Origin of the sequence: Thioclava pacifica DSM 10166, assembly GCF_000714535.1 — a bacterium.
Lineage (GTDB): Bacteria > Pseudomonadota > Alphaproteobacteria > Rhodobacterales > Rhodobacteraceae > Thioclava > Thioclava pacifica.
Genome location: NZ_AUND01000012.1, coordinates 284298 through 310843 on the forward strand (window position 1 = coordinate 284298; position 26546 = coordinate 310843).

The window sequence follows — 26546 nt, forward strand, 5'->3', positions numbered from 1 at the left end:
GCAGCAAAGACAGGACGCGCAGGCATGACCGACGACACCCCGAAGAAGAACAATTACGGCGCCGAATCCATCAAGGTTCTCAAAGGCTTGGAAGCCGTGCGCAAACGGCCGGGCATGTATATCGGTGACACCGATGACGGCTCGGGCCTGCATCACATGGTCTACGAGGTCGTCGATAACGGGATCGACGAGGCTCTTGCGGGCCATGCGGACTACGTTCACGTGAAAATTCACGCCGACAGCTCGGTCTCGGTGCGCGACAACGGGCGCGGGATTCCGGTGGATATCCATGCCGAGGAAGGCGTTTCGGCAGCCGAAGTCATCATGACCCAGCTTCATGCGGGCGGTAAGTTCAACAACACCGACGATGACGGCAATGCCTACAAGGTCTCGGGCGGTCTGCACGGGGTCGGCGTCTCGGTGGTGAATGCGCTCTCGGACTGGCTGGAGCTGACCGTCTGGCGCGACGACAAGATCTACAAGGCCCGCTTCGAGCATGGCGAATGCGTCGAGCACGTCCATGTCGTGGGCGACGCGCCCGGCGAGAAGGGCACCGAAGTACGCTTTCTGGCCTCCAACAAGGAGACCGATCCGGAAGGCACCTTCTCAAACCTCGAATACAGCTTCGCCACGCTGGAAAAGCGGCTGCGTGAACTGGCCTTCCTCAATTCCGGCGTCCGCATCATCATCGAGGACGAGCGCCCCGCAGAGCTGGTGCATACCGAACTGCATTACGAAGGCGGCGTTCGGGAATTTGTGAAATATCTGGATCGCTCGAAAACGGCCGTCATGCCCGAGCCGATCTACATGGTCGGCGAGGTGCGCGGCATCGGCGTCGAAGTCGCGATGTGGTGGAATGACAGCTACCATGAATCGGTGCTGCCCTTCACCAACAACATCCCGCAGCGCGACGGCGGCACCCACCTCGCGGGCCTGCGCGCGGCGCTGACCCGCACGATCACGAAATACGCGCAGGAAAGCGGCATCGCGAAGCGCGAGAAGGTCGATTTCACCGGTGACGATGCGCGTGAGGGCCTGACCTGCGTGCTTTCGGTGAAAGTGCCGGACCCGAAATTCTCCAGCCAGACCAAGGACAAGCTGGTCTCCTCGGAGGTCCGCCCCGCGGTCGAGAACCTCGTGAACGAGAAGCTCTCCGAATGGTTCGAGGAGAACCCGAACGAGGCCAAGCAGATCGTCGGCAAGATCATCGAGGCGGCGCTCGCCCGCGAAGCCGCCCGCAAGGCGCGCGAGCTGACGCGCCGCAAGACCGCGATGGATGTGGCCTCGCTGCCCGGCAAGCTCGCCGATTGTCAGGAAAAAGACCCGGCGCTGTCCGAAGTCTTCCTCGTCGAGGGTGACTCCGCCGGCGGTTCGGCCAAACAGGGCCGCGAGCGCAAGAACCAGGCCGTTCTGCCGCTGCGCGGCAAGATCCTCAACGTGGAGCGCGCGCGCTTCGACCGGATGCTCAGCTCGGACCAGATCGGCACGCTGATCACCGCACTCGGCACCGGGATCGGCCGCGACGAGTTCAACATCGACAAGCTGCGCTACCACAAGATCGTCATCATGACCGATGCGGACGTCGACGGCGCCCACATCCGCACCCTGCTGCTGACCTTCTTCTTCCGCCAGATGCCCGAGATCATCGAGCATGGTTACCTCTACATCGCGCAGCCGCCGCTCTACAAAGTCTCGCGCGGCAAGTCCGAGGTCTATCTGAAGGACCAGACCGCGCTCGAGGATTACCTGATCGACATGGGCGTCGAGGGGGCCATTCTGCGCCTCAACACCGGCGAGGAAATCAGCGGCCAGGATCTCAAGCGCGTCGTCGAGGAGGCCCGCCTGATCAAGCGCATCCTCGCCACCTTCCCGACCCATTACCCGCGCCACATCCTCGAACAGGCTGCGATCGCGGGCGCGATGCTGCCCGGCAAGATTGATGCCGATGCGCAGGGCGTCGCCAATTCGGTCGCCGCCCGCCTCGACCTCGTCGCGCTGGAATACGAACGCGGCTGGCAGGGCCGCCCCACGCAGGATCACGGCATTCGCCTCGCCCGCGTGTTGCGCGGTGTCGAAGAGGTCCGCACGCTCGACGGCGCCGTGTTGCGCTCGGGCGAAGCGCGCCGCCTCGGCTCGCAGACCGAGGAGCTGCGCGAGGTCTATGACCGCCCCGCAAAGCTTGTCCGCAAGGAGCGCGAAATCCTGATCCACGGCCCGCTCGAACTGCTCGACGCGATTTTGCAGGAAGGCGAGAAAGGCCTCAGCCTCCAGCGCTACAAGGGCTTGGGCGAGATGAACCCCGAGCAGCTTTGGGAAACCACGCTCGACCCTTCTGCGCGCACGCTTTTGCAAGTGCGCATCGAAGACGTGGCCGAGGCCGAGGACATCTTCTCGAAGCTGATGGGCGACGTTGTCGAACCGCGCCGTGAGTTCATCCAGCAAAACGCGCTGACGGTAGAAAACCTCGATTTCTAAAGTGGTGTAGGGCAGCGCATAATGCTTCGCGCTGCCCATAAGGTTTCGTTCTCGCGGTTTGGGCCTACAAGGCGAACGGGGAGGATTCTCGAATCCTGGTCACACTTTTTTGATAAATTTCTGACCCAGCTTCGGTTCCAGAGCTATGGGTGGACGTCAGCCAGGGAGAACCGCCTGCTTGGCACTCACTCTGCCAGAAACTCGATCGGCAGCTTTTGATCGCAGCGCGACAAAAAGGGCGGGAAGCGCAATTCTCTGGTCGCGACACAGCGTCAAACTGGACTGGGCAACCGAAAAGAGTGTCCATGCTTGGCGAAGGAGATCAACGTGACCAAACCAAGTAAGGCTGAAATCTTAGACCTCGTGAGCAAACGCGCAAAAAATCGGATAAAGGGCAGCGTGCGGTTAGAGATGCCCGGCACAGCTACGTTCTATGTGGACGAAACTGGAGCAATTGAGAGCGATCAGGCCGCTGACATAACTCTGACGGCGGAGGCTAGCGTGTTCTACGACATAGCAATGGGAGTAAAGAACCCCGCAAAGGCGTTTATGATGCGCCAGCTAAAAGTTGACGGAAATCCTATGAAAGCGCTCAAAATTGGAGAAATCCTGAGTACGACGGACTAGATTTCTTGACCCAACACGACCCGGCTTCATCGCAGGTTTGATGTATTCCTCACGCGAGACGCGGTGTTGCTGGGAAACGCGCAAATGCTCGGTCGATACAACCGCCGCGAATTGCAGCACTGTGAGCGGCGCCGAGTTCAAATCATTTCGGATCATGCGCAAGCGGCGAATGTCCGGTCGGGCGGGTAGCGCCGCAACGGGCACTCGGCAGGATGAATGGCTGCAAAGGGCCGACCGCGGAATTGAACTGATTTGAACGGAGAAGCCGCGTGTAGCTTCTGCGAGAAAGTTGCGATGCGAACCACTGCAGATCTGGGCGGCGATAACGAAGCTCACCGCCGAGATGGCTGAAATAGGAGTCTAAGGCAAAACGCAGACTCTGCGAGGATTGTCACCCCATACGCCGGAGCGAAAGCTGCCGAAAGGTGAGGAGCGACGAACCGCAAACCGCTGCCGGTCAGATAGACCAAACCCGCAAATGCGAGCCCTGCACCGAAGGCTTTTGCGAAGACGCCCGAACGCCAGACCAACGCGCCCATCATCAGGCTGTTCACGCCGAAGAAGACCAGCCCGAGATCATAGCCGTGGCCATGCAGGTCGAGAAACACCAGTGCCAGTGACTGCATGTCGCCCGCGTCGCCTGCGTTCGAAAGGAGCAGCCAAGCAGCCTGCAACGCCATCAGATTTGCCGCGATGAGGACAGCCTGGATCAGCCGGAACACCATCGCCGACAGGGCAAGTCCGTGGGCTACCTTTCGAAAAATCAGGTAGAGCAGGACGGCGAGGCCAACGTCACTCAGCGCCATGACCAGATCGGCGGCAATTGCCAGTCGGAATTGGCCCGGCGCCGCGAGGATCGCCTTGGCCGTACCCGGGGCATCCGACAGATCGATCAGCGGGCCCCGAAGGCCAAGCTCGGCACCGAGCCCCATGACGATGATGACGAGATAAAGTATGCCGGCGATGCGAGACTTTCGGGCCAGATCGTCGGACAGGGAAAGATGGCTCACGCGGAAGATCCTAGTTTGGTGACTGTCAGGCTGCGTTCGAGTGTATCACGACGGCGCGCGGACGCGCGCGGGCGGTTCGCGCGCTGTCCCGCCCAGACCGCCAGAAGGACGATGGCCGCGCCGCTCATCTGGAGCCAAGACAGCCCCTGACCCAGCCAGAGCCATCCGAGAATGACCGCCGTGACCGGGCTCATCATCCCAAGCATGGAGACCGCGCCGGGCTCGAGGCGGGCGATACCGCGGAACCAGATCGCATAGGTCGCGGCCGCTCCGATCAGGCCGAGCCAGATCAGCCCAGCAAGGTTCAGCGCGGTCAGCGGCGGCAACGACGGCTCGACGATCAAAGCCAGTGGTAGCAAGATGAGCCCGCCCGCCGCGAGTTGCCAGCCGGTGAAACTGAGCGGCGAGACGGGCGGCTGCCACTTGCGGCTCAGCACCGTGCCTGCCGCCATCGACGCGGCCCCACCAAGACCAGCGGCTATTCCCACAGGGTCGAGTGCAGCCTCGGGCCCCAGGAGAAGAAGCGCGACGCCCAGAACTCCCGTGGCCGCCGCAATGACCGCACCGGCCAGGATCGGCGTGCCAAGCCAGCCGCGCGCCATGAGAATGACCATCATCGCCTGGAGCGAGCCAAGCGTCGCCGCGACTCCCCCGGGTAGCCGATAGGCCGCCACGAATAGCAGGCTCCAGAACACGGTGAAGTTCAGGCTGCCAAGCAGGAAAGCGCGGCCGAGCCATGCGCGCGGCGGCAGCGATCGCGTGAGCATGATCAGCACGAGCCCCGCAGGTAAGGCACGCAGAGCCGCAAGCGTGATCGGATAGCCAGCGGGCAGAGCTTCGGTGGTGACGAGATAGGTGCTCCCCCAGATAGCCGGGGCGAGCGCCGTAAGAATAATATCGGTAGTGCGTGACATCGGGTGACTCGAATTCAAGGACAAGCGAGAGGGAGAGGGAACAGCGCGAGGGTCCATGTGTCGGCGGGCCGCATTACGCCCCCTCCGCATGCTGCACCAAGAGAAAGCCTTCCTCCCGCGACGGCTCGACGAAGTGGCGCGTGAACTGGCGAAACTGGGTTTCGGACACCGCGAACGGGTGATCCCCGCGTTGATTGCGCGCCTGCAACCGCGCCAGGCACATAGCGTCGGACACGTCGAGCACATGAAGTTGATGCGTCGCATCGGTCTGGTCGAGGATACCGCGTAGCCAGTCCCGTTGCGCGACGGTATTCGCTGGAAAATCGAGCACAACCGAAAGGCCCGCATCCAGCAGTTTCACGACATGTGGCGCGATGACTCGCCGGAGCCTCGAAGAATAGTCGACGTAATCGGACGGTAACCGCAACGCATAGGCAAAAAGCGCGTGGAGCCACTCGTCCTCGGCGATGAGCACCGTTCCGGGCGCGCGCGCCAAGCGTGCTGCCAAGGTGGATTTGCCAGAGGCGATCTTGCCGCACAGCATGTGAAGGGTTGGTGAAGGATGGGTCATTTTGGGACCTTCGGTCGGGTCGCTCAGCGGAAGTGGCGAGGAGAAAGACAGGGGCGCTCGGGCCAAGGCTCGAGTCCGATATCGCGCATCAGATGGGGTGAGAGATCGCGCGGTACGCGGCGCGGGGTGTAGCGCCGATGCCGGAGACCTCGGAACAGGAAACAGAACTGCATCTGGATTACTCCTCAGGCGATGAGTTTCAGCGAGCTGCGCAACTGCGCCGCGAGGTCGTCGCGCGTCCTGTTCACAAGGCGCGCGCCCGTTTCCCGGACGATCAGCGCTGGAATGGAGCGCACCTGGAGCGCGCGGGCGCGTTGCCGATCGGCTTCGACAGCCTCGGCCGTGGCCGGGGCGTCGAACGCGTCTGCGAAGGCCGTCGTCTCGAAACCGAGGCTTCGCGCGACGTCACGCACGACGCCCGGATCGGCGATGTTCCGGGCCTCGGTGAGATGCGCGCGCTGCAGTCGGTCGAATATTTTCCAATGGGCACCCTGCCCGCCCAGCATCTCGGCGGCCTTGCATCCGAGCGCGGCGGTCATCCCGTGGGGATAGTCGAACGGCGCGGCCCGCATGGCCTCGATATCGACAAGCTCGGGCCGGTCGCTGACCTCTCGGCAGACCGTCCAATGCCCGAGAATGGTCTCGCGAGCCGCTTCGGATGACCCCCAGCGCGCGGCCATCTCGGCGCGATCGGCCTGAAGGACGAAAGTGCGGTGCCGAATATCGAGATCGAACTCGGCGGCGAGGCTCCGCATCCGAGACGAGATGTTGAAGCACCAGCAGCAGACGACGTCGTGAAAGAAATCGATGGTGAGCCTCGGCATCACGCGGCCTCCTCGTTCAGGGCGGCTCCTGCGAGCCGCGCCGCGATCCGGGCGACATGGGCGCCTTGAAAGCGTGCGCCCGCAAGGTCCGTCTCGGTTGGCACCCGCGATCCGTCGGCCCCGGCGATCGTGCCAGCGCCGTAGGGCGCACCGCCGACAATCCCGTCCGCCCGCGTCTGATCGGCGAAGGTGTAGGGCATTCCGGCGATCAGCATCCCGAAATGCTGCAGTGGAATCTGCGTGGAGAGCAGCGTCGCCTCGTGCCCGCCATGCTGCGAGCCGGTCGAGGTGAACACGGCGGCGACCTTTCCGACGAGCGCATTGCGCGCCCAAAGCCCGCCCGCCTGATCGAGGAAAGACTTCACCTGCCCGGCCATCATCCCGAACAGCGTGGGCGTGCCAAAGATGATCGCGTCATAGGCTTCGAGGTCCGCGGGGCTGGCGACGGGCGTGTCATCGGCCGCGAAGCCCGCCTTCTGCCGGATATCGTCAGACAGGGTTTCAGGAACACGGCGCAGGTCGACATGCGTGCCGGGCACGCTGCGCGCCCCCTCGGCTTCGGCTTGGGCGAGCGCACGGACATGGCCGTAGCTGGAGTAATAGAGAACGAGAACGCGGGTCATTGGATCCTCTCAGGGCATGGGTTTCGTTGCCTGAAAAGATCGGGGATCAGCGGCGTCGGAATAAGCGGCCGAAGCTCACTTCATTCTTTACGCTGGTTGAAGAATGTCAGGCTTCCATCGCCGCGCGGAGATGATCGAGAAACGCCGTCACTTTCGCATCCATACCCAGACGAGAGCCCGTCACGGCGAAGATTTCGGGCGCAGGCAGTTCCCACTCCGGCAGGACGCGCACCAACTCGCCTCGCCTCTCCGGCTCGTTCGAGACGAAATCCGGCAAGGTGCCGATGCCTTGGCCCGCGATCAGCAGATCACGCAGCACGAGGCTGTTGCCTACGCGAATGGCAGGATCGAGATCGAGGATGAGTGTGCCTTCTGGCCCGTTCAACGCCCATTTCGTCAGATGGTCGGCCAGCAGGAAGCCGATGACCCTATGCCCTGCGATATCCTCCGGTCGCTCGGGTAAACCGGCCCCGGCAAGATAGGCGGGCGAAGCGAAAATACGCTGCCGCATCGTGCCGATCCTGCGCGCGATCAGGGCGGAATCCGGCATCGCGGGTCGGATACGGATCGAGACATCGAAGCCGCCCTCGACCATGTCGACGATCCGGTCGTCAAGCGAGAGCGACAGCCGAAGATCGGGATGTGCGTCGAGAAACTCCGGCAGGATTGGAGAGATCATCGTCTGACCAAACGAGCTGGACGCATTCACTTTGAGATGCCCGCGCACTGCCCCCGCCCCATCGCGGATGCGCGTCTCGACCGTCTTCACCGCATCGAGGATGCCGCTCGCCTCGTCGTAGTATAGCCGCCCGGCATCGGTCAGCGACATCGCGCGCGTCGTGCGGGTAAGCAGCGAGCTCCCGAGGCTTTCTTCCAGCAGCTTGATCTCGCGGCTCAGAAGTGCAGGCGAAACCCCGAGGTCCTCCGCGGCACGCACGAAACTGCCGCGTTCGACAATGCGGCGAAAGGCTTGCATGACGGAGAGCTTGTCCATTTCGGAAGAACCTTGTGGCGGTCGGTAACGCTCCGAATAGCACGAACGTCGCCCTACGCGAACGCCCCATGGCGCGCCATCGCTTTCGCTGACTATCAGTAGCGCGTGATCCGAGCCCGCAGGCCGAGCCACATTTCGATGCGGAGCGCACTACTCTTAACGCAAGCTTAGCGCCCCGAAGCTCGCAACGTTTTCCGAAGTCCCCCGAGAGACCGATAACCACCCCCAAAGGGAAAAGACTGACCTATTGCAGTATGGAACTCTCATCATCGATGAAAGCCAAACTGTTTCGCCCAGCTTCGATGATCGCAGTTCAAACAGGGCGCAAGCCGTGGAGTTTGCTCCGCCCGACAGAAATGTCTGCCTCTCCGCCACACTCCTCGGCAATTAAGATGTCGATTGGCTCGCGCACCTATACGAAAAGCGCGGCACTTTCTGACATGCTGGCCCCATTCGTCGCGATCCGCCAACGCTCAGACATCGACGAGACGGGCGACCGGCGAGGGCGCGCGTGGGCTAGCCGAGTTCACGTCGCAACCTTAGGTTCCGCGCAGGAAAACGTCTGGCTGAGCAAAGCGGCGCCACAGCAGAGGATCCCCTTGGGAACGGCAGCTATAGAGTGGGGTGACCTTTCGATCGGGAGGGCAACGAGCCGGAATTCAGACAGGCCTCGTCGTGAGTTGCCCGCACTCGATCAACGTGATTCTCACCGCGGCGTGATCAAACTTCGCCACTCAACGCAACATTCTGCTCAAAAATTGTGCAAAATTCGTAAGAATGTGAGGCTGGATTGCCGAAGCTCGAACGACAACTCCGTTAAGTCTTGTCGTCAGCCCCCCTCGCTGCGAACTTAAAGCCACATCGGAAAAATCCGAACGGCATTCACGCCTCGCTTTGACACCGCGCTTTTGCGGACAGTCAGCGAGGCGTTTTGCGTTTTGGCTCCGAAGAAACCGCGAGGGTGAAGATGAAGAAACGGATCGAGCTTGGACTGCTCTATTCCCGCTCGGGGAGCTATTCGCTGATCTCCGAGGCGTGCCGCATCGGTGCGCTGAGTGCGATCGCCGAGATCAACGCCCTGCCGGACTTCCCACTGAGCCTGATCCCGGTCGAGCGCGATCCGCAGGGCAATATCGACGCCTATGGCCCGCTTTGCGAGGAAATCCTGCGCGAGAGCGGCGCCCGGCATGTAGTCGGCTGTGTCACCTCGTGGAGCCGCAAAGAGGTGATCCCGACGCTGGAGAAATTCGGCGGCACGCTCTGGTATGCGGTGCCCTACGAGGGGTTCGAGGCCTCCGATCACATCGTCTACACCCATGCCTGCCCGAACCAGCACCTTCTGCCCCTGTTGGGTTGGGCCTTTGCGCGGCTCGGCCGCCGGGGCTTCCTGACCGGATCGAATTACATCTGGGGCTGGGAGATGAACCGGCTCGCACGCGATGTGATCTCATCTGCGGGCGGCGAGGTGCTGGGCGAGCGCTACCTGCGGCTCGGCTCGCTCGAGATCGACCGGATGATCGACGAAATTCGCGCCACGCGCCCCGATTTCGTTCTCAACAACCTGATTGGCCCGTCGCAATACGCCTTCCTCGAAGCCTATCACCGCCTCGGCCAGGAAGACCCGCATTTCCGCCCCGAGACCTGCCCGATCCTGTCGTGCAATCTCACCGAATGCGAAATGCCGGCGATCCATCCGGCGGCCGCCGAGGGGCTGGTCGCGGCAGGTCCTTATTTTCGCGGAGCCTCGGGCTGGCCCGAGGTCACGAACCGGAATTTCGGCTCGTCGCACGAGGCAGCCGCCTGGTCCTCGGTCTATCGCTTGGCGCGGCTGCTTTCAGGCCATGAAGGCGCGCCGGAGCAAAGTCTCGCGCAGCTTCTGGCCGATGCGCCCGCGGGCAGCGAGGGCATTGATCTGGCGACCCACCATACCGAGCTGCCCGTGCTGATCGCGCAGGTCGAGAACGGGGCCTTCGCGGTGCGCGAGAGCTTCGCTCCGGTGGCAGGCGATCCCTATCTCGCCCATGGCCGCGAAGCGGTCGCACCCGGGGCGCCGCGCCTGAAGGTGGTGTCATGAAGCGCAAGATCCGCATCCCGAACCTTGGCGGCGCGCACGCCTATATCCTGCACCGTCCGCACCCGACCGTGCAGGCGCTTGAGCGGCAATTGCGCGCGATCGGCCTGACAGTCGTTCATTGCTGGCCGGAGCTGCCTGCCGAGGCGCTCTCGGGCGATTTCGTCTTCTTCGATGCCGATCAAGGCTATGACGAGCAGTTCCCGTGGAAACCGGGGCAAAGCCCGATGCCGATGATCGCGCTGATCGGCTCGGAAGCGCCGGGCCGGATCGAGTGGTCGCTCGAAGCGGGGGCGCATGCGCAGCTTCTCAAGCCGGTGGGCGATGGTGGGGTCTATTCGGCGCTGCTGATCGCGCGACTGGCCTTCGAGGCGCGCCAGTCGCTCTCGGTCGAGATCGCGGATCTGCGCCGCAGGCTCGATGAACGCCAGACGGTCGTGCGGGCCGTCACTTTGCTGGCCGCGCGCGGCAAGACCGAATCCGAGGCCTATGACCAACTGCGCCAGATGGCGATGGCCTGGCGCGTCAGTTTCGAGGATGCCGCACGCCGCATCGTCGCCAATCACGAGGAACAAGGGGGCCCCGATGACCGACGCGACCTTGGCTGAGGGACCGGCCCGCCCGCAAAGCGCGTTGCGCCGTCTGCTGCGGCGCAAGCTCGCGATCCTCGGTATGGCGATCATCGCGATCGTGACGCTTGGCGCGATCTTCGCGCCCTGGATCGCGCCTTTCGCGCCGCAAGACCAGATGTTCGACGGGCTGACGCTGGAAGGCGCGCCGATGCCGCCGGGCGAGAAGTTCTGGCTCGGCACCGATCTTCTGGGGCGCGACCTGTTCTCGCGCATCCTTTACGGCGCGCGCACCTCGCTGATTATCGGCGTGGTGGCGAACGGTCTGGCGTTGATCATCGGCACGCTGATCGGCGTGACCGCGGGCTATTTCCGCGGCTGGATCGGCGCGGTTCTGATGCGCTTCACCGATCTGATGATGGCCTTTCCGGCGCTGCTGCTGGCGATCTGCCTTGCCGCGATCTTCACGCCGTCCCTTTGGATCGTCGCGATGGTGATCGCGCTGGTGAACTGGGTGCAGACGGCGCGGGTGGTCTATACCGAGACCTCGGCGCTGGCCGAGCGTGAATTCGTCGCCGCCGAGAAGACGCTGGGCGCAGGAACCGCGCGCATCCTCTTCCGCCATATCCTGCCGCATCTGGTGCCGATGATCATCGTCTGGGGCACGCTGGGGATCTCGACGACCGTGCTGCTCGAGGCGACGCTGTCCTATCTCGGCGTGGGCGTTCAGCCCCCGACGCCGAGCTGGGGCAACATCATCTTCGAGAACCAGACCTATTTCCAGGCGGCCCCGTGGCTCGTCTTCATTCCGGGCGCGGCGATCCTGCTCTTGGCGCTGTCCTTCAACCTCGTGGGCGATGCGCTGCGCGACGTGCTCGACCCGACGCAGAGAGGGCGTGAGTGATGCTGGCCTATCTGATCCGCCGCCTGATTCAGGCCGCCCTGATCCTGCTGGGCGTGTCCTTCATCACCTTCTTCCTGCTCTTCGTGCTGCCCGCCGACCCGGTGCGCCAGATCGCGGGCCGCTCGGCCACACCTGAAACGGTTGCCAATATCCGCCACCAGCTGGGCCTCGATCAGCCTTTCGTGGTGCAATACTGGCGCTACCTGACGGGCCTCTTCCAAGGCGATATGGGCCGCAGCTACCTGCAAAAGACGGAAGTGGCGACTCTGATCGCCGCCCGTCTGCCCGCGACGCTTCTGCTGATGCTGGGCGCAATCGTGGCCGAGCTGATCATGGGGCTGACGCTCGGCATCGTGGCCGCGATCCGCCGCGGAGGCGCGCTCGATCAGTCGCTGATGATCACCTCTTTCGTCGCGGTCTCGGCGCCGCAATTCGTGGTGGGGCTGCTGCTGCTCTATGTCTTCGCGGTCAAGCTGAGCTGGTTCCCGATCGGCGGTTATGGCAGCTTCTCGAACCTCGTGCTGCCGGCGCTGACGCTCGGGATCATGGGCTCGGGCTGGTATAGCCGGATGATGCGCTCGAGCATGATCGACGTGCTGCGCTCGGACTATATCCGCACCGCGCGCGCCAAGGGGCTGCGCCGCTTCCGGGTGCTCGCGCTGCACGCGATGCCCAACGCTATCCTGCCGATCATCGCGATGATCGGGATCGACATCGGCATCTTCATGTCGGGCATTGTCGTCGTGGAAAGCGTCTTCGGCTGGCCCGGCATCGGTCAGCTCGCCTGGCAGGCGATCCAGCGCGTCGACATTCCGATCATCATGGGCGTCACGCTCGTCTCAGCCTGCGCGATCGTGCTGGGCAACCTGCTCGCCGACCTCATCACCCCCTTCATCGACCCGCGCATCAAGCTGCGCTGATCGCAACCAGATACCCCGGGTCAACCGGGGAGCACATGAGAAGAAAAGTCCAACAGACGGAGAAAAACTCAAATGAGCCTGATGAAAAACATCCTTGCCACCAGCGCGCTGTCGCTCTCGCTGGGTCTCGCCAGCCTCGCCTCGGCGCAGGATTACCAGCCCGATCCGAACGCCAAGCCCGGCGGCAATATCATCGTCACCTACAAGGACGATGTGGCCACGCTCGACCCGGCGATCGGCTATGACTGGCAGAACTGGTCGATGATCAAATCCGTCTTCGACGGGCTGATGGATTACGTCCCCGGCACGACCGAGCTGCGCCCGGGTCTTGCCGAGAGCTACGAGATTTCCGACGACGGCACGACCTTCACCTTCAAGCTGCGCCAGGGCGTGAAATTCCACAACGGCCGCGAGATGACGGCCGAGGACGTGAAATACTCGCTCGACCGCGTGACCACCCCCGCGACGCAATCGCCGGGTGCCGGGTTCTTCGGCTCGATCAAGGGCTATGACGCGATGGCGGATGGCTCGGCCACCAGCCTCGAAGGCGTGACCGTCGTCGATCCCTACACCGTCAAGATCGAGCTTTCGCGCCCCGACGCGACCTTCCTGCACGTGATGGCGCTGAACTTCGCCTCGGTCGTGCCGAAGGAAGCGGTCGACGAATACGGCACCGATTTCGGCAAGCATCCCGTGGGCACCGGCGCATTCAAGCTCGCCGACTGGACCATCGGTCAGCAGCTCGTCCTGCAGAAGAACGCCGATTACTGGCGCTCGGGCGTGCCTTACCTCGACAGCATCACCTTTGAAGTCGGTCAGGAGCCGATCGTGGCGCTGCTGCGCCTGCAGAAAGGTGAGGTGGACGTGCCCGGCGACGGCATCCCGCCCGCGAAGTTCAACGAGGTGATGGGCAATCCCGACGAGGCCAAGCAGGTCGTCGTGGGCGGCCAGCTGCATACCGGCTACATCACGCTCAATGTCGAGATGGCCCCCTTCGACAAGGTCGAGGTGCGTCAGGCGATCAACATGGCGATCAACAAGGATCGCATCGTGCAAATGATCAACGGCCGCGCGACCCCCGCGACCCAGCCGCTGCCGCCCTCGATGCCGGGCTATACCAAGGATTACGCAGGCTATCCCTTCGATCCTGCAAAAGCCAAGGAGATGCTTGCCGAGGCCGGTCTGCCCGACGGGTTCGAGACCGAGCTTTACGTGATGAACACCGACCCGAACCCGCGCATCGCGCAGGCGATCCAGCAGGATCTGGCGGCGATCGGCGTGAAGGCCGACATCAAGGCGCTGGCGCAGGCCAACGTGATCGAGGCGGGCGGCACGCCGAAAACCGCGCCGATGATCTGGTCGGGCGGCATGGCCTGGATCGCGGACTTCCCCGATCCGTCGAACTTCTACGGCCCGATCCTCGGCTGTGCCGGTGCGGTTGAAGGCGGCTGGAACTGGTCGTGGTATTGCAACAAGGATCTCGATGCGATGGCCACCGAGGCGGACTCGATCACCGATCCGGCCAAGCAGGACGAGCGCCTGCAGAAATGGTCGGACGTCTACATGAAGGTCATGGAAGACGCGCCCTGGGTGCCGGTGTTCAACGAGAACCGCTACACCATGAAGTCGACCCGCATGGGCGGCGCCGATGCGCTTTATGTCGATCCGGTTTCGATCCCGGTGAACTACGATTACGTCTACGTGACGGAGTAAACGCGCATGTGCAAAGCCTGTGATTACACGATCCACGGCGCACAGCACCATTTCGGCTGGGACAACTCGCTTGTCCCGGCCGAGACGGTCGCCCCGGGATCGACCATCGAGTTCCATTGCCACGACAGCTCGGCCGGACAGCTCGGGCCGTCCTCGACCGTGGAAGACGTGAAGACCCTCGATTTCGGCAAGATCAATCCGGTCTCCGGGCCGATCTTTGTCGAAGGCGCCAAGCCCGGCGACGTTCTGAAAGTCACCATCGACAGCTTCGCCCCGCGCGAGCAGGAGGGCTCTGCCTGGGGCTGGACCGCAAATATCCCCGGCTTCGGTCTGCTCGCCGATCAGTTCGAGGACCCGGCGCTCAACATCTGGAAATACGACGCCGCCTCGCCCGACAAGGCGCTTTGGGGCAGCGAAGGCAAGGTCGCGCTCAAGCCCTTCTGCGGCACGATCGGCGTCGCACCGGCCGAGGCGGGCCTGCATTCCATCGTGCCCCCGCGCCGCGTGGGCGGCAATCTTGATATCCGCGATCTGGCGGCGGGCGCCACGCTCTACCTGCCGGTCGAGGTCGAGGGCGCGCTGTTCTCCGTGGGCGACACCCATGCCGCGCAAGGCGATGGCGAGGTTTGCGGCACCGCGATCGAGAGCCCGATGAACTGTGTGCTCAGCTTCGATCTGATCAAGAACGAGACGCTGAAATTCCCGCGCTTCACCACGCCGGGGCCGGTCACGCGCCACCTCGATACGGCGGGCTACGAGGTCACCACGGGCATTGGCCCGGACCTGATGTCGGGCGCGCGCGATGCGGTCTCGGGCATGATCGACCTGCTGTGCAAGACGCGCGGCATGTCGGCGGTCGATGCCTATATGCTGGTCTCGACCTGCGGCGATCTGCGGATCTCCGAGATCGTGGACATGCCCAACTGGGTCGTCAGCTTCTATTTCCCGAGAAACGTGTTCGAATGATCGAAGTGCGAGAAACAAACGCCGGGGCCGGTTTGGCCCCGGAGGCCGCCCAGCCGGTGCTGTCCGTCGACGGGCTCACGATCTCGGTGCGCTCGGAAGGGCGCGAGCGTCCGCTGGTCAGCGACCTCAGCTTCACGCTCGCGCGCGGGGAGACCATCGCCATCGCGGGCGAAAGCGGCTCGGGCAAATCGCTGACCTCGCTCGCGATCATGGGGCTGCTGCCGCCCCCTGCCCTGCACGTCAGCGCCGGGGCGATCCGCTTCCAGGGCGAAGACCTCACGCGCCTGCCCGAAAGCCGGATGCGCGCCATGCGCGGTAATCGCATCGCGATGATTTTTCAGGAGCCGATGACCTCGCTCAACCCGGTTCTGACGATCGGCCTGCAACTGGCCGAGGCGATCCGCGCCCATGAGCCGGTCACGAAACGCGAGGCCCGGGCCCGCGCGCTGGAAGCCCTGCGCCGCGTGCGGATTTCCGAACCCGAGCGCCGCATGGGCCAATATCCGCACGAATTGTCTGGCGGGATGCGTCAGCGTGTGATGATTGCGATGGCGCTCGCGCTGCGCCCCGACGTTCTGATCGCGGACGAACCGACCACCGCGCTCGATGTGACGGTGCAGCGCGAGGTGCTCGACCTGCTGCGCGATCTGCAAGCAGAGATGGGCACCGCGATCATCCTGATCACCCATGACATGGGCGTCGTGGCCGAGATGGCCGCGCGGGTGATCGTGATGAAACAGGGTCGGGCCGTCGAGACGGGCGCGGTTGCGCAGATCTTCTCGGACCCGCGCGAGGCTTACACGCAAGATCTTCTGGCGGCGGTGCCGCGCATGGGGGACGGCAGCGGCGCGCGGGCAGCCTCCCCGGAGGCGAAACCCGTGGCGCGCCTGCGCGACGTGAAGGTGCGGTTCGACATTCGCGGCGGGATCCTGTCGCAGGTGACGCACCGCGTCCACGCGGTCGAGGGCGTCAGCTTCGACATCATGGAGGGCGAGACCTTCTCGCTTGTCGGCGAAAGCGGCTGCGGCAAATCCACCATCGCCAAGGCGCTGACCGGGCTCGTGCCGCATCAGGGCCGGATCGAGGTCGCGGGCCACACGATGGGCGGGCTGAGCGGCGCCAAGATGAAAGAGATGCGCCGCGACGTGCAGATCGTTTTCCAGGACCCGATGGCCGCGCTCGATCCGCGGATGCGCGTGGGCGATCTCGTGGCCGAGCCGCTGGTCATCCACGGCATCGGCACGCCCGAGGAGCAGCGCGAGAAGGTCGCGGGGCTGTTCGAGCGGGTGGGGCTGACCCGCGATCAGCTTGATCGCTATCCGCACGAGTTCTCGGGCGGTCAGCGGCAACGGATCTGCATCGCCCGCGCGCTGGCACTGCAACCCAAGCTGATCGTCGCGGATGAAAGCGTCTCGGCGCTCGATGTCTCAGTGCAGGCGCGGGTGCTGGACCTGCTCGATGCGCTGAAACGCGAATTCGGCATCGCTTACCTGTTCATCAGCCATGACATGGCCGTGGTCGAGAATATCTCGGACCGGATCGCGGTGATGTATATGGGTCAGATCGTCGAGATGGGCACGCGGGCGCAGATCTTCGGCTCGCCGCAGCATCCCTATACGAAGCGCCTGATGGCGGCCGTTCCGATCCCCGATCCCGGCAGGGTCCGCCCGCCCACGCCGCGCCTGTCCGGCGAGGTGCCAAGCCCGGTCTACAAGCTGGGTGAACACCCACAGCGTCTATCGCTGCGCAACATCGGCAACGGGCATCTTGTGGCGGACATCGGTCTGGGCGGCGTCCTTTAGCGACACGGCTTTCTCAGGCGCTGCAATGATCAGAGAAAGCGGCAGGTGTCTTCCGCGCCGCGCGACAAGTTCCGCGGTCCGCGCAGAACGTTCCTGTCAGTTCCCGCGTAGCGCGTCGAGATAGATCCGTACCGCGTCCTGCACATGCCGGAAGCGGTCACCGCCGAGATGCGTGCCGCCGAACCACCGCGTGACCACGATGATGTGGTCATGCAGCCCTTCGCGTTCCAGCATTCGCAGGATCACCATACCCGCACCAGCCTCGCCATCATCGTTCTTCAACGGCGCGTCGGCGCTCAGCAGCGCCCAGCTGTTGTGGGTCGCCTTGGCGAATTTCTTCTTGCGGCAAAGCTCCTTGATGAAGGCTTTGGCCTCTTGCTCGGAGGCGCAGGGCCCGCCCGAGACCGCATATTTCGATCCGCGGTCACTGATGATGTTGTCGAGGATGCGCATGGGTCAGGCTTAGAGCCCCGGCAGCCCGACCTCAAGCAGCGGCGGATTGTGGACCCTTGACTTTAATCAAACGTTTGATTAAATCTGCACTCATGGATCAAGTCATCGCCCCACCGCCCAAAGGCACCGCGCTTGCGCTCATCGACGCGGCGATCGCGCTTTTCGGCACGAAAGGCTTCGCTGCCACCTCGACACGCGAAATCGCCGAGCGGGCCGGGACGAATGTCGCTTCGATCTCCTATCACTTCGACGGCAAGGAGGGGTTGCGTCGCGCCTGCGCCGAGGAATTCGTGCGCCGGATGCACGAGATCCTTGGCCCGCCCGTCCCGCTCGATGGCCTCACACCCGAGGCTGCCGAGACCGTTCTCAAGCGGCTTCTACATGCGCTCACCTTTCGCGTCCTGACCGAATCCAGCATTGCCACGATGATCAATTTCGTTGTTCGCGAAATTTCGGAAAAAAGCGAAACAATTGATATATTTTACAATTCTTTGATATCAATCGCTCATAAACGGCTCAGTACACTCTGGTCGATCGCAGCCGGCGTCCCGGACGACAGCCCGGAGACGGCTTTGCGCGCCTTTTCGATGATCGGGCAGGTTCTCTATTTCCGCCTCGGCTCCGAGATCGTCCTGCGCCGCATGGGCTGGGCCGAGATGGGTTCCGATCAGGCCGAAGACATCTACCGCGTGCTCGAAGGCAATCTCGAAGCCTTGCTCGCCCAAGCCCGGAGGGCTACCCCATGATCCTGTGTTCAATCCCGATCCTGTCTGGATTTCTCTCCGCCTGTGCGGCCCCGGCCCCACTGGCCACCGGCTATGTCGAGGGCGATTACGTCCTGATCTCACCGGTCACCACCGCCCAGATCGAAACGCTTCCCGTAAAACGCGGCGACCGCGTGACGACCGGAGAGGTGGTCGCGGGGCTTGAAAAGAGCGACGCGAAGATTGCCGTTGCGCAGGCCGAAGCCGCCGTCGCGAAGGCGAAAAGCGAGCTGGCCAACCTGCTCGAAGGCAAGCGCCCCGAAGAAATTCAGGTGATCGCCGCCACGCTGGCCTCGGCGCAGGCCCAGGAGGCCGAAGCCAAACGCTCCGTCGACCGCATCGTAACCCTGGTCGAGCGCGGCGCGGCGACCCAGACCCAGCTCGACGATGCGCGCACCACGCTCGAGGTCGCCACGGCGAAGGTCGCGGAGGCACAGGCCAACCTCAACGTCGCAAAACTTCCCGCCCGCCCGCAACAGATCGCCGCCGCCGAGGCCGCCGTGCGCTCGGGACAGGCCGATCTCGACAAGGCGAACTGGGTTCTGGAGAAACGCGACCTGCACGCGCCCGCCAGCGGGATTGTCTCAAACGTCATCCACCGCGCAGGCGAGATCGTCTCGCCCTCCACGCCGATCCTCTCGATCCTGCCCGACAACGCAGTGAAGCTCAGCCTCTTTCTTCCGGAAAAGAGCCTCTCCAGCGTGAAGGTCGGCGATACGCTCGCCGTGCATTGCGACGGCTGCGCGCCCGATCTGACCGCGACGATCACCTATATTGCCGACGGGCCGGAATTTACCCCGCCGGTGATCTACTCGCTGCAAAACCGGCAGAAACTCGTCTACCTGGTCGAGGCGCGGCCCGCCAAACCCGGCACGCTGAAACCCGGCCAGATCGTCGATGTGACGCGGGAAGGGACCGATGGCTGAGGAAAACGCCATCGAGGTCTCGGGCCTGACCAAACGGTTCGGAGACAAGACCGTGGTCGATCATGTCTCGCTTGAAGTGAAGCGCGGCGAGATCGCGGGGTTTCTTGGCCCCAACGGTTCGGGCAAGACCACGACAATCCGCCTGATGTGCGGATTGTTGACCCCTGACGAGGGCGAGGGTCGCGTGCTTGGCCATGACATCCTGCATGAAGGGCCGACGATCAAACGCGAGGTCGGCTACATGACCCAGCGATTCTCCTTTTACGAAGACCTCACGATCGAGGAGAACCTCTCCTTCGTCGCGGGTGTCTACCAGCTCGGCCGTCAGGCGGTGCGCGATACGCTGGCCGACCTTGGCCTGACATCGCGGCGCACGCAGCTCGCGGGCTCGCTCTCGGGTGGCTGGAAACAGCGCCTCGCGCTCGCGGCTTGTATCATGCACCGACCGCAGCTTCTGATGCTCGACGAGCCCACCGCAGGTGTCGATCCCAAGGCAAGGCGCGAGTTCTGGGACGAGATCCACGAACGCGCTGCCGACGGGCTGACGGTACTCGTCTCGACCCATTACATGGACGAGGCCGAGCGCTGCCACAGGATCAACTACATCGCCTATGGCAAGCTGATCACCCGCGGCACGGTGCCCGAGGTGGTGCGCGATGCAGGGCTGTCAACCTTCGTGCTGAAGGGTCCGCGCCTGTCCGAAGCCCAGCGCCTTCTCAAAGGCAAACCCGGCGTCGATCAAGTCGCTCCATACGGCACGGATTTGCACGTTATCGGCCGGAACAGGGTCGAATTGGAGCGGTCCGTGACCGAGGCAGCCTCGGCCACGCAAAGTGACGCCAAACCCGCCGAGACCAGCCTTGAAGACGTGTTCATCCAGCTCATGGGCGAAGCGCAGGACAATATGGCATGAACCGGTTTTTCTCTCTCCGCCGCCTGCTCACGCTGATCCGCAAGGAAGCGATCCAGATGCGCCGCGATCGGCTGACCTTCGCGATGATGCTGGGCGTGCCGCTGATGCAGCTGATGCTGTTCGGCTTCGCGATCAACAATGACCCGAAACACCTGCCCGCCGCCCTCGTCGCGGCCGATGAGGACAAATACACCCGCGCAATGGTCACCGCGCTGGAGATGACGGGCTATTACAATTTCATCTATCCCAATGCGAGCGCCGCCGAGGCTGAGCATCTTCTGGCTTCGGGAACGGTCGCCTTCGTGGTCACCGTACCCTCCGACTTCGGAACGCGCCTGGAGCGCGGCGACAATCCGAAGATCCTGATCGAAGCCGATGCGACCGATCCGGCGGTGGCATCGGGCGCGGTCTCGACGCTTGGTCAGGTCGCCTCCGACGCGGTCACCCGCGCCACGGGCCAGGAGTGGGACAAGAAGACCAAGGCCGCCCAGCAGGTTCAGGTCGTCGTGCACAAACTCTACAACCCCGAGGGGCTCACACAGTTCAACATCGTCCCGGGTCTGCTCGGCGTGATTTTGCAGATGACGATGGTGATGATGACCTCGATGGCGCTGACGCGAGAGACCGAGCGCGGCACGATGGAGAACCTGCTCTCGATGCCCGTCTCCCCGCTCGAGATCATGCTCGGCAAGGTACTGCCCTATTTCGGCGTGGGCGCGGTGCAAGTTGTCGTGGTGCTCTCGGCCTCGAAGCTGATCTTCCACGTTCCCTTCATGGGCAGCTTGTGGCTCCTCTTCGCGGGGATCTTGCTCTTCGTGATGGCTCTGGTGATCCTCGGCTACCTGATCTCGAGCGTGGTGCGCACGCAAATGCAGGCGATGCAGGTGACGATCTTCTATTTCCTGCCCTCGATCCTGCTCTCGGGCTTCATGTTTCCGTTCCGGGGCATGCCCGACTGGGCGCAATACCTCGGCGAGACCCTCCCCCTCACCCATTTCCTGCGAATGATTCGCGGCGTGATGCTCAAGGGGGCGAGCTTTGCCGATGTTTCGGGGCCGCTCTGGGTGCTGGGGCTTTTCGTGGTGATCTTCGCGCTGGCAGCCCTCAGCCGGTTCCGCCGCACGCTCGATTGAAAAAAGGGCCGCCCCGAAAGGAGCGGCCCTTTGAAATTCATCTCATCCCCGGATCAGACCGGCGGCTTGCCGCGAACCGCGCGGGCGACCATGGCCACCACGAACAGGATCAGGAAAACCACGAACAGGATCTGTGCGATCCCGGCCGACGCGCCAGCGATGCCGCCGAAACCAAGCGCCGCGGCAATGAGCGCGATGATGAGGAAAGTCAGGGCCCAACCAAGCATGGGTCATCTCCTTGCATCTGTTTCAAACAACGGCGCGACTTGCTGCGCCTTTCATGGCAGACAAACACGCCCAACAGTGTCAGGTTCCGGAATCGGGGCCGAACTTATTTCGGGAACCTCACGCGCGGCGGAGCGTTTCGCGAGCGCGATTCTTTTGAACCTGAGTCACTCAACTCATCGGGAGAAAGGCAGAGGCGATGCACTTCAACATGACACAACTGGGCGGTTTCTGGGGGATTGTGCTGCTCGCGCTCGACATATGGGCGCTGGTTTCGATCGTCGGTTCCAACCGCGGCACCGGCGCGAAAGTGCTCTGGGCGCTTCTCGTCTTCCTGCTGCCTCTCCTGGGCTTCTTGATATGGCTCATCGCCGGACCGCGTGCGAAGTCGTAAACTGCCGCCACTCGGTTCACCTGCTGACGGGAACCCACACCCTCTGGTCGCGTTGAGAGACCAGACGGCGTGGCACCCCGCCACGCACCGTTCGGGAGACTTTGATGAGCGAACATCCTGGCGATGATGACACGGGCCACCACAAGCGCGGCACTGTCAGCGAGTTGCTTGAACGCGTGGTCGAACAGACCCGCGAGATCGCGCGCGCCGAAGCCGAGCTCGTCCGGGCCGAGGCCGCCCATCGTGCAAGCCTCCTGCGCAATGCGGTGATCCTCGCCGCGATTGCGTTGGTTTTTGCACTGGGCGCCATCTTCCCGCTGACGCAGTCGGCCATCCTCGGTCTGCAATGGGCCGGAATCGCCGAAGGCCCCGCGACATTGATCGTGGGCGCGGTGCTCCTCATCCTAGGCATCATCCTCGCATTGGTGGCGATCTCGCTGCTGCGCAAGGTCTCGAGCCCTCCCGAACGGATCAAGGAGAACCTGTCCGCCGATGCGCGGGCCCTCAAGGAGAGCTTGAAATGACCGAGAAGAGAACGATCAAGGAAATCGAAGACCGCCTGCGCGATGAGCGCGCCGATCTCGCCTCGACGCTGGCCGACCTGACGGGTCGCGTCGCCCCCGATTACCTGTCCGATCAGGTCTCGCAGTTGGTGCGCGATTACGCCAAGCCCGTCGCCAAACGCGCCGAAGAGGCCGTGCGCGAAAACCCGGTGGCCTTTGCGCTCGCCGGCGCCGGTCTGGCTTGGCTCCTCTTGAAGAACCGCAAATCCGACAGCGCCGAGGTTGAAGACGAAATTGCCGAGGCCGATCCGCTGATGATGTCGAGCGCGCCGGTCACTGACGACTGGATCGATGAGATCGACGAGTTGCGCGCCGAAGCCTCGGCTCGCCTCGACCAGATCGAGATCGACGCCAACTCCACGCGCGACAGCGCGCGCGATTTCGTCAAGGAACGCGCCGATGTCCTCGCGGATTTCGCCGCCGATCTGCGCGGCTCGCTGGCGTCGGGGCTTGGCGATCTGAGCGACGAGGCGCGCGAGCGCGTGATCAAGGCGCGCGAAGCGGCTTATTCCGCCCGGATGAAGATTCAGGACGGCGCGGTGAAGGCCGGATCGAGCGGCAAGCAGATGATCAAGGATCATCCGCTGATCGCCACCGCGCTCGGCATCGCCATTGGTGCGGCCATCGTCAGCGCGATGCCCAAGCCTGACATTAACCGCCGCAGCTTCGGCCCGCGCGCGAACCGCCTGATCGACGAGGCCCAGCGTCTCTATGTCGAAGAGAAATCTCGGGTGCGGAAAGTCGCTGAAGACGTCAAAAGCGAGTTCAAGAAGACCGCACGTTCGGTCTCCGAGACCGCTAAGGACGAAGCCGCCCAGACCGCGCGCGATATCTCGGATCAAGCCGTGAGCGCAGGTCAGGATCTGGCCGAGCGTCTTGCCCAACAACTTGCTGACGAGGCCAACCGCACCCTGCGTGATGTCGGCAAGTCGCTGCGCGAGGGCAAGGCCGAGGTAAAGCGCCCGAGCGGCTCGGGTAATCACATCGCGCATTGATCGCGACCAACACATGATTGAAAGGCCGGGCATCGCGCCCGGCCTTTTCTTATGCGGCCTTTTCTTACGCGGCTTCACCAGATCGGACCAAAAGAAAAACGGCGCATCGGTCTCCCGATACGCCGTTTTCCGCTGGATTAGTCTCTGATCAGACCTTGTCGAACCATTCGTCGACTTCCTTCTCGGCCGCCTCTTTGGACTTGCCGTATTTCTGTTGAACGAGACCCACGAGCTGCTCGCGATGGCCCTCGGCCTGGGCCAGTTCGTCATCGGTCAGCTCGCCCCATTTCTCCCGAGCCTTGCCCTTGAGTTCCTTCCAGTTGCCTTTGATTTCGTCCCAATTCATCGCGTCTCTCCTTTCAGAAGTGCTTTCGAAAATCTCTGTGGAAGTAACGTCTCGCTCGCCTCGATGTTCCGCCGGTTGCGCACAATAAAGTCGGGAACCACTCTGCCCGGCCGGAGTTGTCTGCCAAACACCGGGAGACTGTTTATTCACCATGTATCGCCTGGAGACCCTCTCGCGCGCGTCGGTTGTCGTGATCGCCGTGATCGCCACTGTCGCCGCGCTCGATCAGGTGGAGAGCCTCTTTGCCCCCGTCACGCTCGCGTTGGTGGTCGGCATCGTGCTCTCACCCATTTCCGATGCATGGGAGAAAAGAGGATATGCGCCTGTCTGGGGGGCGCTTACCTCGCTCGTGATCTCGCTGATGGTGGCGGCGCTGCTGGTTCTGGTGATCCAGCCCGTCGTGTCCGAGCTGTCGCGTCAGGCGCCGAAAGTCTGGAACGACATGCGCTCCACCATCATCGACATGCGCCACATGGTGCAGGGCATTCAGGACGCCTCCGATCAGGTCAGCGAAGCCATCGCCCCAGCGGGTGACGCCGCGAAGGAGAAGGCGGCCTCCTCGGACAAGAGCGCGATGCCGGACGCCGCCGATATCGTCATGCTCGCCCCTGCACTTCTGGCGCAGGCGCTGATCTATATCGGCACGCTGTTCTTCTTTCAGTTGTCACGCCCGCAGATCTACGATTGGATCGCCAAGCATCTCGCGGAACCCGCCCAGCGCGGCACGACCGCGAACCGCCTGCGCACCGCCGAGACGCGCGTGTCGCATTATTTCCTGACGATCACCGTGATCAACGCGGGGCTCGGCTTCCTCGTCGGTGTCGCGATGCAGCTCATCGGCCTGCCCAATGCGCCGCTTTGGGGGATCGTGGCTTTCCTGATCAATTACATTCTCTATCTCGGCCCCGCGACACTCGTTGTGGCCCTGATCTTTGCAGGGATAGCCGCCTTCGACGGGCCGCGCGTGATCCTGCCGCCGCTGATCTATATCGCGCTCAACACCACCGAAGGGCAGTTCGTCACCCCCGCCGCGATCGGGCGGCAGATGCGGATCAACCCACTGCTGGTGTTTTTCTCACTGACTTTCGGGATCTGGCTCTGGGGGCCCCTGGGCGGTGTGGTCGCGATTCCGCTCCTGCTATGGGCGCTCGTTCTGACCGATAGCCTCCCCGAGCCGCGCGAAGCGACCATGGCCAACGCCAGTTCCGAGAGCTGACCCTCAGACCATTTCCTCTGGAATGAACGGCAGCCTCCGCCCAGCGCGTCTCGCCGCTTGCAGATTGTAGGGCAGCAGAAAGCCGCGCCGGTCCTCGACAGGTTGCGCCGCGTTCATCCGCGCAAGCTCCGCCCAGGCCGAAACCGCCCGCGTAGGGTCGAAAAATGCCTCTTCCGGCTCTGCTGGCAACCAGTGGCGCATCACCCGGTGGCGCATCGCCTCGATCCCGTCATTGCGCCGCAGATAAACCCCTGCCTCGCTATCCCAGCGCAGCGACCGCCCGTTGAGATTGGCCGAGGTGATCAAAGCCGCCTCATCATCGAAAATCGACACTTTCGCATGTACATAGACGAGCGGCGCCCCCTTGCTGCGCATTACCCCGTCATCGTGCGAGGAGGGCTCGCGCGGCGTGGCGGGGCAGCCCACGAACAGGCGGCTTCCGAACCCTTCCATGAGCGTCTCGATCGCCCGCGCTTGCAGTGCCTCGCCATAGCGGACATCGAGCCCCGGCTTGTCGGCAAAGGCCAGATCCTCGGGCGCGGCGGGCAGGATCAGGATCAGCCCCAGCCGCGGATTGGCGCGCGCGGCCTTGGCCAGATGCCGCGCGAGATTGCGCGACCGGAAATATTGCGTCTCGAGATAGATCAGCTGTTGGGCCCGCGAGATCAGCATCTCATGCGCGCTCTCGATCTCGGTGCGATAGGTTTTCGGCGCGATATGGAACAGGTTCCGGCTGCGGCGCTGCGACAGCGTGCGCAGCAAACGGCGCGGCGGCTGAGCCTTGTCCGCCCCGGCACAGCTTTCGTGAAACCCCTCCAGATGCGCCTTCGCTTCCTTCACCACCGGCCCGGTCATCATCAGTTGCACATCATGCCAGGTCTGCTCGCCCTTGCGCGCATGATCGGGCGTATCATAACGCCGGTCATCGAGGTCTAATCCGCCGATATAGAGCCTTTTGTGATCGAAAACCGCGAGCTTCTGATGATGCGTCGCGGGCCAGAGTTCGGGCAGCGCCCCAGGCCGGCGCGACAGCGTTCCGTCGTCACTTTGCTGCAAATGCCGCGCCAGCCCCGGCATATCACGCAGCGCCGCCAGCCGTTCGGTCCTGGGCATCTCGTTGAGCCAGCGCACATGGTTGCCAAGCTTGCGCCAGACCATGGGCGAGAAGGCAAGTCGCGGCACGATTCCGGCCTGCGCGGGATGCATCAGCGCGCGCACCCGCAGCTTCGCACGCGGTCCGGCAAGCTCGCGCGCCGCCGCAAACATCCGCATCGAGGACCACGTCATCCGGTGCAGCTCGGGCCGCGCGCAGGGATCGAAATCGCACAGGTCCATCCGGATCTCGACCCCGCGCCTCAGCACGTGGACGATCATGTCGAACCACGTCTGCCCGACCTCACGCCCGCGGCTCGAACGCAATTTCGTATTCAGGTCAAAGACACGGAAGGAGCCATGGATCTCGTGGCGCGAATCCAGAAAGGCGGCCTCGAGCGCCGGGTAGGCCTCAGCCGCCGTCAGGAGCAGCTTCGCCCTGCTCTCGGCCCGAATTCCCGCTTTCTTCAACCGATCCATACGGCCTGCTTTGTGACGGCCGCGATGGCGCAAAGCCCATCACAGCGGTGTGAAACCCATGCG

The 26546-nt window shown here is 63.5% G+C and carries 27 protein-coding genes; 17 read left to right on the forward strand and 10 right to left on the reverse strand.

The window, feature by feature from the left end; genetic code table 11:
- The first annotated feature begins 24 nt into the window (after positions 1-24).
- Complete coding sequence (gene gyrB, locus TP2_RS07185; protein WP_038075348.1) at positions 25-2475, forward strand: DNA topoisomerase (ATP-hydrolyzing) subunit B; 2451 nt, start codon at positions 25-27, stop codon at positions 2473-2475.
- A 327-nt stretch (positions 2476-2802) separates the two neighbouring features.
- A complete protein-coding gene (locus tag TP2_RS07190; RefSeq protein WP_038076150.1) occupies positions 2803-3102 on the forward strand; it encodes an SCP2 sterol-binding domain-containing protein in 300 nt (99 codons plus the stop codon).
- 332 nt (positions 3103-3434) lie between these two features.
- Here TP2_RS07190 and TP2_RS07195 read toward each other — a convergent pair whose 3' ends face one another.
- From TP2_RS07195 to TP2_RS07220, 6 genes are all read right to left on the reverse strand, one after another.
- Entirely contained in the window at positions 3435-4112 is a 678-nt protein-coding gene (locus TP2_RS07195) for a DUF4386 domain-containing protein (protein ID WP_051692297.1), read from the reverse strand.
- Positions 4109-5026, reverse strand: coding sequence for an EamA family transporter (locus TP2_RS07200; protein WP_051692299.1), 918 nt, complete (start codon positions 5024-5026; stop codon positions 4109-4111). The genes TP2_RS07195 and TP2_RS07200 overlap by 4 nt, the downstream gene beginning before the upstream one ends.
- Positions 5027-5099: 73 nt before the next feature.
- Positions 5100-5597 carry a P-loop nucleotide/nucleoside kinase family protein gene (locus tag TP2_RS07205; RefSeq protein ID WP_038075350.1) on the reverse strand — a complete coding sequence of 166 codons (498 nt, stop codon included), beginning with the start codon at positions 5595-5597 and terminating at the stop codon, positions 5100-5102.
- Between the two features lie 185 nt (positions 5598-5782).
- Positions 5783-6421, reverse strand: a complete 639-nt coding sequence (locus tag TP2_RS07210; protein WP_038075352.1) for a DsbA family oxidoreductase — start codon at positions 6419-6421, stop codon at positions 5783-5785.
- Positions 6421-7044: an NAD(P)H:quinone oxidoreductase gene (gene wrbA / locus TP2_RS07215; protein ID WP_038075354.1), complete on the reverse strand. Its 624-nt coding sequence runs from the start codon at positions 7042-7044 to the stop codon at positions 6421-6423. Before wrbA ends, TP2_RS07210 begins: the two co-directional genes overlap by 1 nt.
- A 106-nt stretch (positions 7045-7150) precedes the next feature.
- Positions 7151-8038 (reverse strand): LysR family transcriptional regulator, encoded by an 888-nt coding sequence (locus TP2_RS07220; protein ID WP_038075356.1) that lies wholly within the window; start codon positions 8036-8038, stop codon positions 7151-7153.
- A 967-nt stretch (positions 8039-9005) separates the two neighbouring features.
- Between TP2_RS07220 and TP2_RS07225 the strand changes: the two genes are divergently transcribed.
- The 7 genes from TP2_RS07225 to TP2_RS07255 all read left to right on the forward strand — a co-directional run bounded on the left by TP2_RS07225 (position 9006) and on the right by TP2_RS07255 (position 16983).
- Positions 9006-10112, forward strand: a complete 1107-nt coding sequence (locus tag TP2_RS07225; protein ID WP_038075358.1) for a transporter substrate-binding protein — start codon at positions 9006-9008, stop codon at positions 10110-10112.
- A complete protein-coding gene (locus TP2_RS07230; RefSeq protein ID WP_038075360.1) occupies positions 10109-10717 on the forward strand; it encodes an ANTAR domain-containing response regulator in 609 nt (202 codons plus the stop codon). Before TP2_RS07225 ends, TP2_RS07230 begins: the two co-directional genes overlap by 4 nt.
- Positions 10695-11582 carry an ABC transporter permease gene (locus TP2_RS07235; RefSeq protein ID WP_038075361.1) on the forward strand — a complete coding sequence of 296 codons (888 nt, stop codon included), beginning with the start codon at positions 10695-10697 and terminating at the stop codon, positions 11580-11582. Before TP2_RS07230 ends, TP2_RS07235 begins: the two co-directional genes overlap by 23 nt.
- Complete coding sequence (locus tag TP2_RS07240) at positions 11582-12502, forward strand: ABC transporter permease (protein WP_038075362.1); 921 nt, start codon at positions 11582-11584, stop codon at positions 12500-12502. The genes TP2_RS07235 and TP2_RS07240 overlap by 1 nt, the downstream gene beginning before the upstream one ends.
- Before the next feature lie 81 nt (positions 12503-12583).
- Positions 12584-14215 (forward strand): ABC transporter substrate-binding protein, encoded by a 1632-nt coding sequence (locus tag TP2_RS07245; protein ID WP_038076157.1) that lies wholly within the window; start codon positions 12584-12586, stop codon positions 14213-14215.
- Between the two features lie 6 nt (positions 14216-14221).
- Positions 14222-15181, forward strand: coding sequence for an acetamidase/formamidase family protein (locus TP2_RS07250; RefSeq protein ID WP_038075363.1), 960 nt, complete (start codon positions 14222-14224; stop codon positions 15179-15181).
- Entirely contained in the window at positions 15178-16983 is a 1806-nt protein-coding gene (locus TP2_RS07255) for an ABC transporter ATP-binding protein (protein WP_038075366.1), read from the forward strand. Before TP2_RS07250 ends, TP2_RS07255 begins: the two co-directional genes overlap by 4 nt.
- A gap of 96 nt (positions 16984-17079) precedes the next feature.
- Here the strand turns inward: TP2_RS07255 and TP2_RS07260 are convergent, their stop codons facing one another.
- Positions 17080-17436 (reverse strand): YigZ family protein, encoded by a 357-nt coding sequence (locus tag TP2_RS07260; RefSeq protein ID WP_038075368.1) that lies wholly within the window; start codon positions 17434-17436, stop codon positions 17080-17082.
- A gap of 92 nt (positions 17437-17528) precedes the next feature.
- Here TP2_RS07260 and TP2_RS07265 point away from each other — a divergent pair, with 92 nt between their 5' ends.
- The 4 genes from TP2_RS07265 to TP2_RS07280 are packed head-to-tail and all read left to right on the forward strand — an operon-like array spanning position 17529 to position 21172.
- Positions 17529-18182, forward strand: a complete 654-nt coding sequence (locus tag TP2_RS07265; protein ID WP_051692301.1) for a CerR family C-terminal domain-containing protein — start codon at positions 17529-17531, stop codon at positions 18180-18182.
- The gene (locus TP2_RS07270; protein WP_038075371.1) at positions 18179-19126 is read left to right on the forward strand and encodes an HlyD family secretion protein; all 948 of its coding nucleotides are present in this window, start codon (positions 18179-18181) and stop codon (positions 19124-19126) included. Before TP2_RS07265 ends, TP2_RS07270 begins: the two co-directional genes overlap by 4 nt.
- Positions 19119-20039: an ABC transporter ATP-binding protein gene (locus TP2_RS07275; RefSeq protein WP_038075374.1), complete on the forward strand. Its 921-nt coding sequence runs from the start codon at positions 19119-19121 to the stop codon at positions 20037-20039. Before TP2_RS07270 ends, TP2_RS07275 begins: the two co-directional genes overlap by 8 nt.
- Entirely contained in the window at positions 20036-21172 is a 1137-nt protein-coding gene (locus tag TP2_RS07280) for an ABC transporter permease (RefSeq protein WP_038075376.1), read from the forward strand. The genes TP2_RS07275 and TP2_RS07280 overlap by 4 nt, the downstream gene beginning before the upstream one ends.
- A 53-nt stretch (positions 21173-21225) precedes the next feature.
- Here TP2_RS07280 and TP2_RS18265 read toward each other — a convergent pair whose 3' ends face one another.
- On the reverse strand, positions 21226-21399 hold the full coding sequence (locus TP2_RS18265) for a DUF1328 domain-containing protein (protein WP_038075379.1): 174 nt from the start codon (positions 21397-21399) through the stop codon (positions 21226-21228).
- Between the two features lie 197 nt (positions 21400-21596).
- On the opposite strand from TP2_RS18265, the gene TP2_RS07290 reads away from it, so the two are divergent.
- The 3 genes from TP2_RS07290 to TP2_RS17935 all read left to right on the forward strand — a co-directional run bounded on the left by TP2_RS07290 (position 21597) and on the right by TP2_RS17935 (position 23349).
- A complete protein-coding gene (locus TP2_RS07290) occupies positions 21597-21791 on the forward strand; it encodes a PLDc N-terminal domain-containing protein (protein ID WP_206198328.1) in 195 nt (64 codons plus the stop codon).
- 104 nt (positions 21792-21895) lie between these two features.
- The gene (locus tag TP2_RS07295; protein WP_038075383.1) at positions 21896-22315 is read left to right on the forward strand and encodes a phage holin family protein; all 420 of its coding nucleotides are present in this window, start codon (positions 21896-21898) and stop codon (positions 22313-22315) included.
- Positions 22312-23349, forward strand: a complete 1038-nt coding sequence (locus TP2_RS17935) for a hypothetical protein (RefSeq protein WP_051692303.1) — start codon at positions 22312-22314, stop codon at positions 23347-23349. The genes TP2_RS07295 and TP2_RS17935 overlap by 4 nt, the downstream gene beginning before the upstream one ends.
- Before the next feature lie 148 nt (positions 23350-23497).
- On the opposite strand, the gene TP2_RS07305 is transcribed toward TP2_RS17935, so the two are convergent.
- Positions 23498-23695 carry a CsbD family protein gene (locus tag TP2_RS07305; protein ID WP_038075386.1) on the reverse strand — a complete coding sequence of 66 codons (198 nt, stop codon included), beginning with the start codon at positions 23693-23695 and terminating at the stop codon, positions 23498-23500.
- Between the two features lie 151 nt (positions 23696-23846).
- On the opposite strand from TP2_RS07305, the gene TP2_RS07310 reads away from it, so the two are divergent.
- The gene (locus tag TP2_RS07310; RefSeq protein WP_038075388.1) at positions 23847-24911 is read left to right on the forward strand and encodes an AI-2E family transporter; all 1065 of its coding nucleotides are present in this window, start codon (positions 23847-23849) and stop codon (positions 24909-24911) included.
- A gap of 3 nt (positions 24912-24914) precedes the next feature.
- On the opposite strand, the gene TP2_RS07315 is transcribed toward TP2_RS07310, so the two are convergent.
- Positions 24915-26483 carry a phospholipase D family protein gene (locus tag TP2_RS07315; RefSeq protein WP_038075389.1) on the reverse strand — a complete coding sequence of 523 codons (1569 nt, stop codon included), beginning with the start codon at positions 26481-26483 and terminating at the stop codon, positions 24915-24917.
- Positions 26484-26546 lie beyond the last annotated feature (63 nt).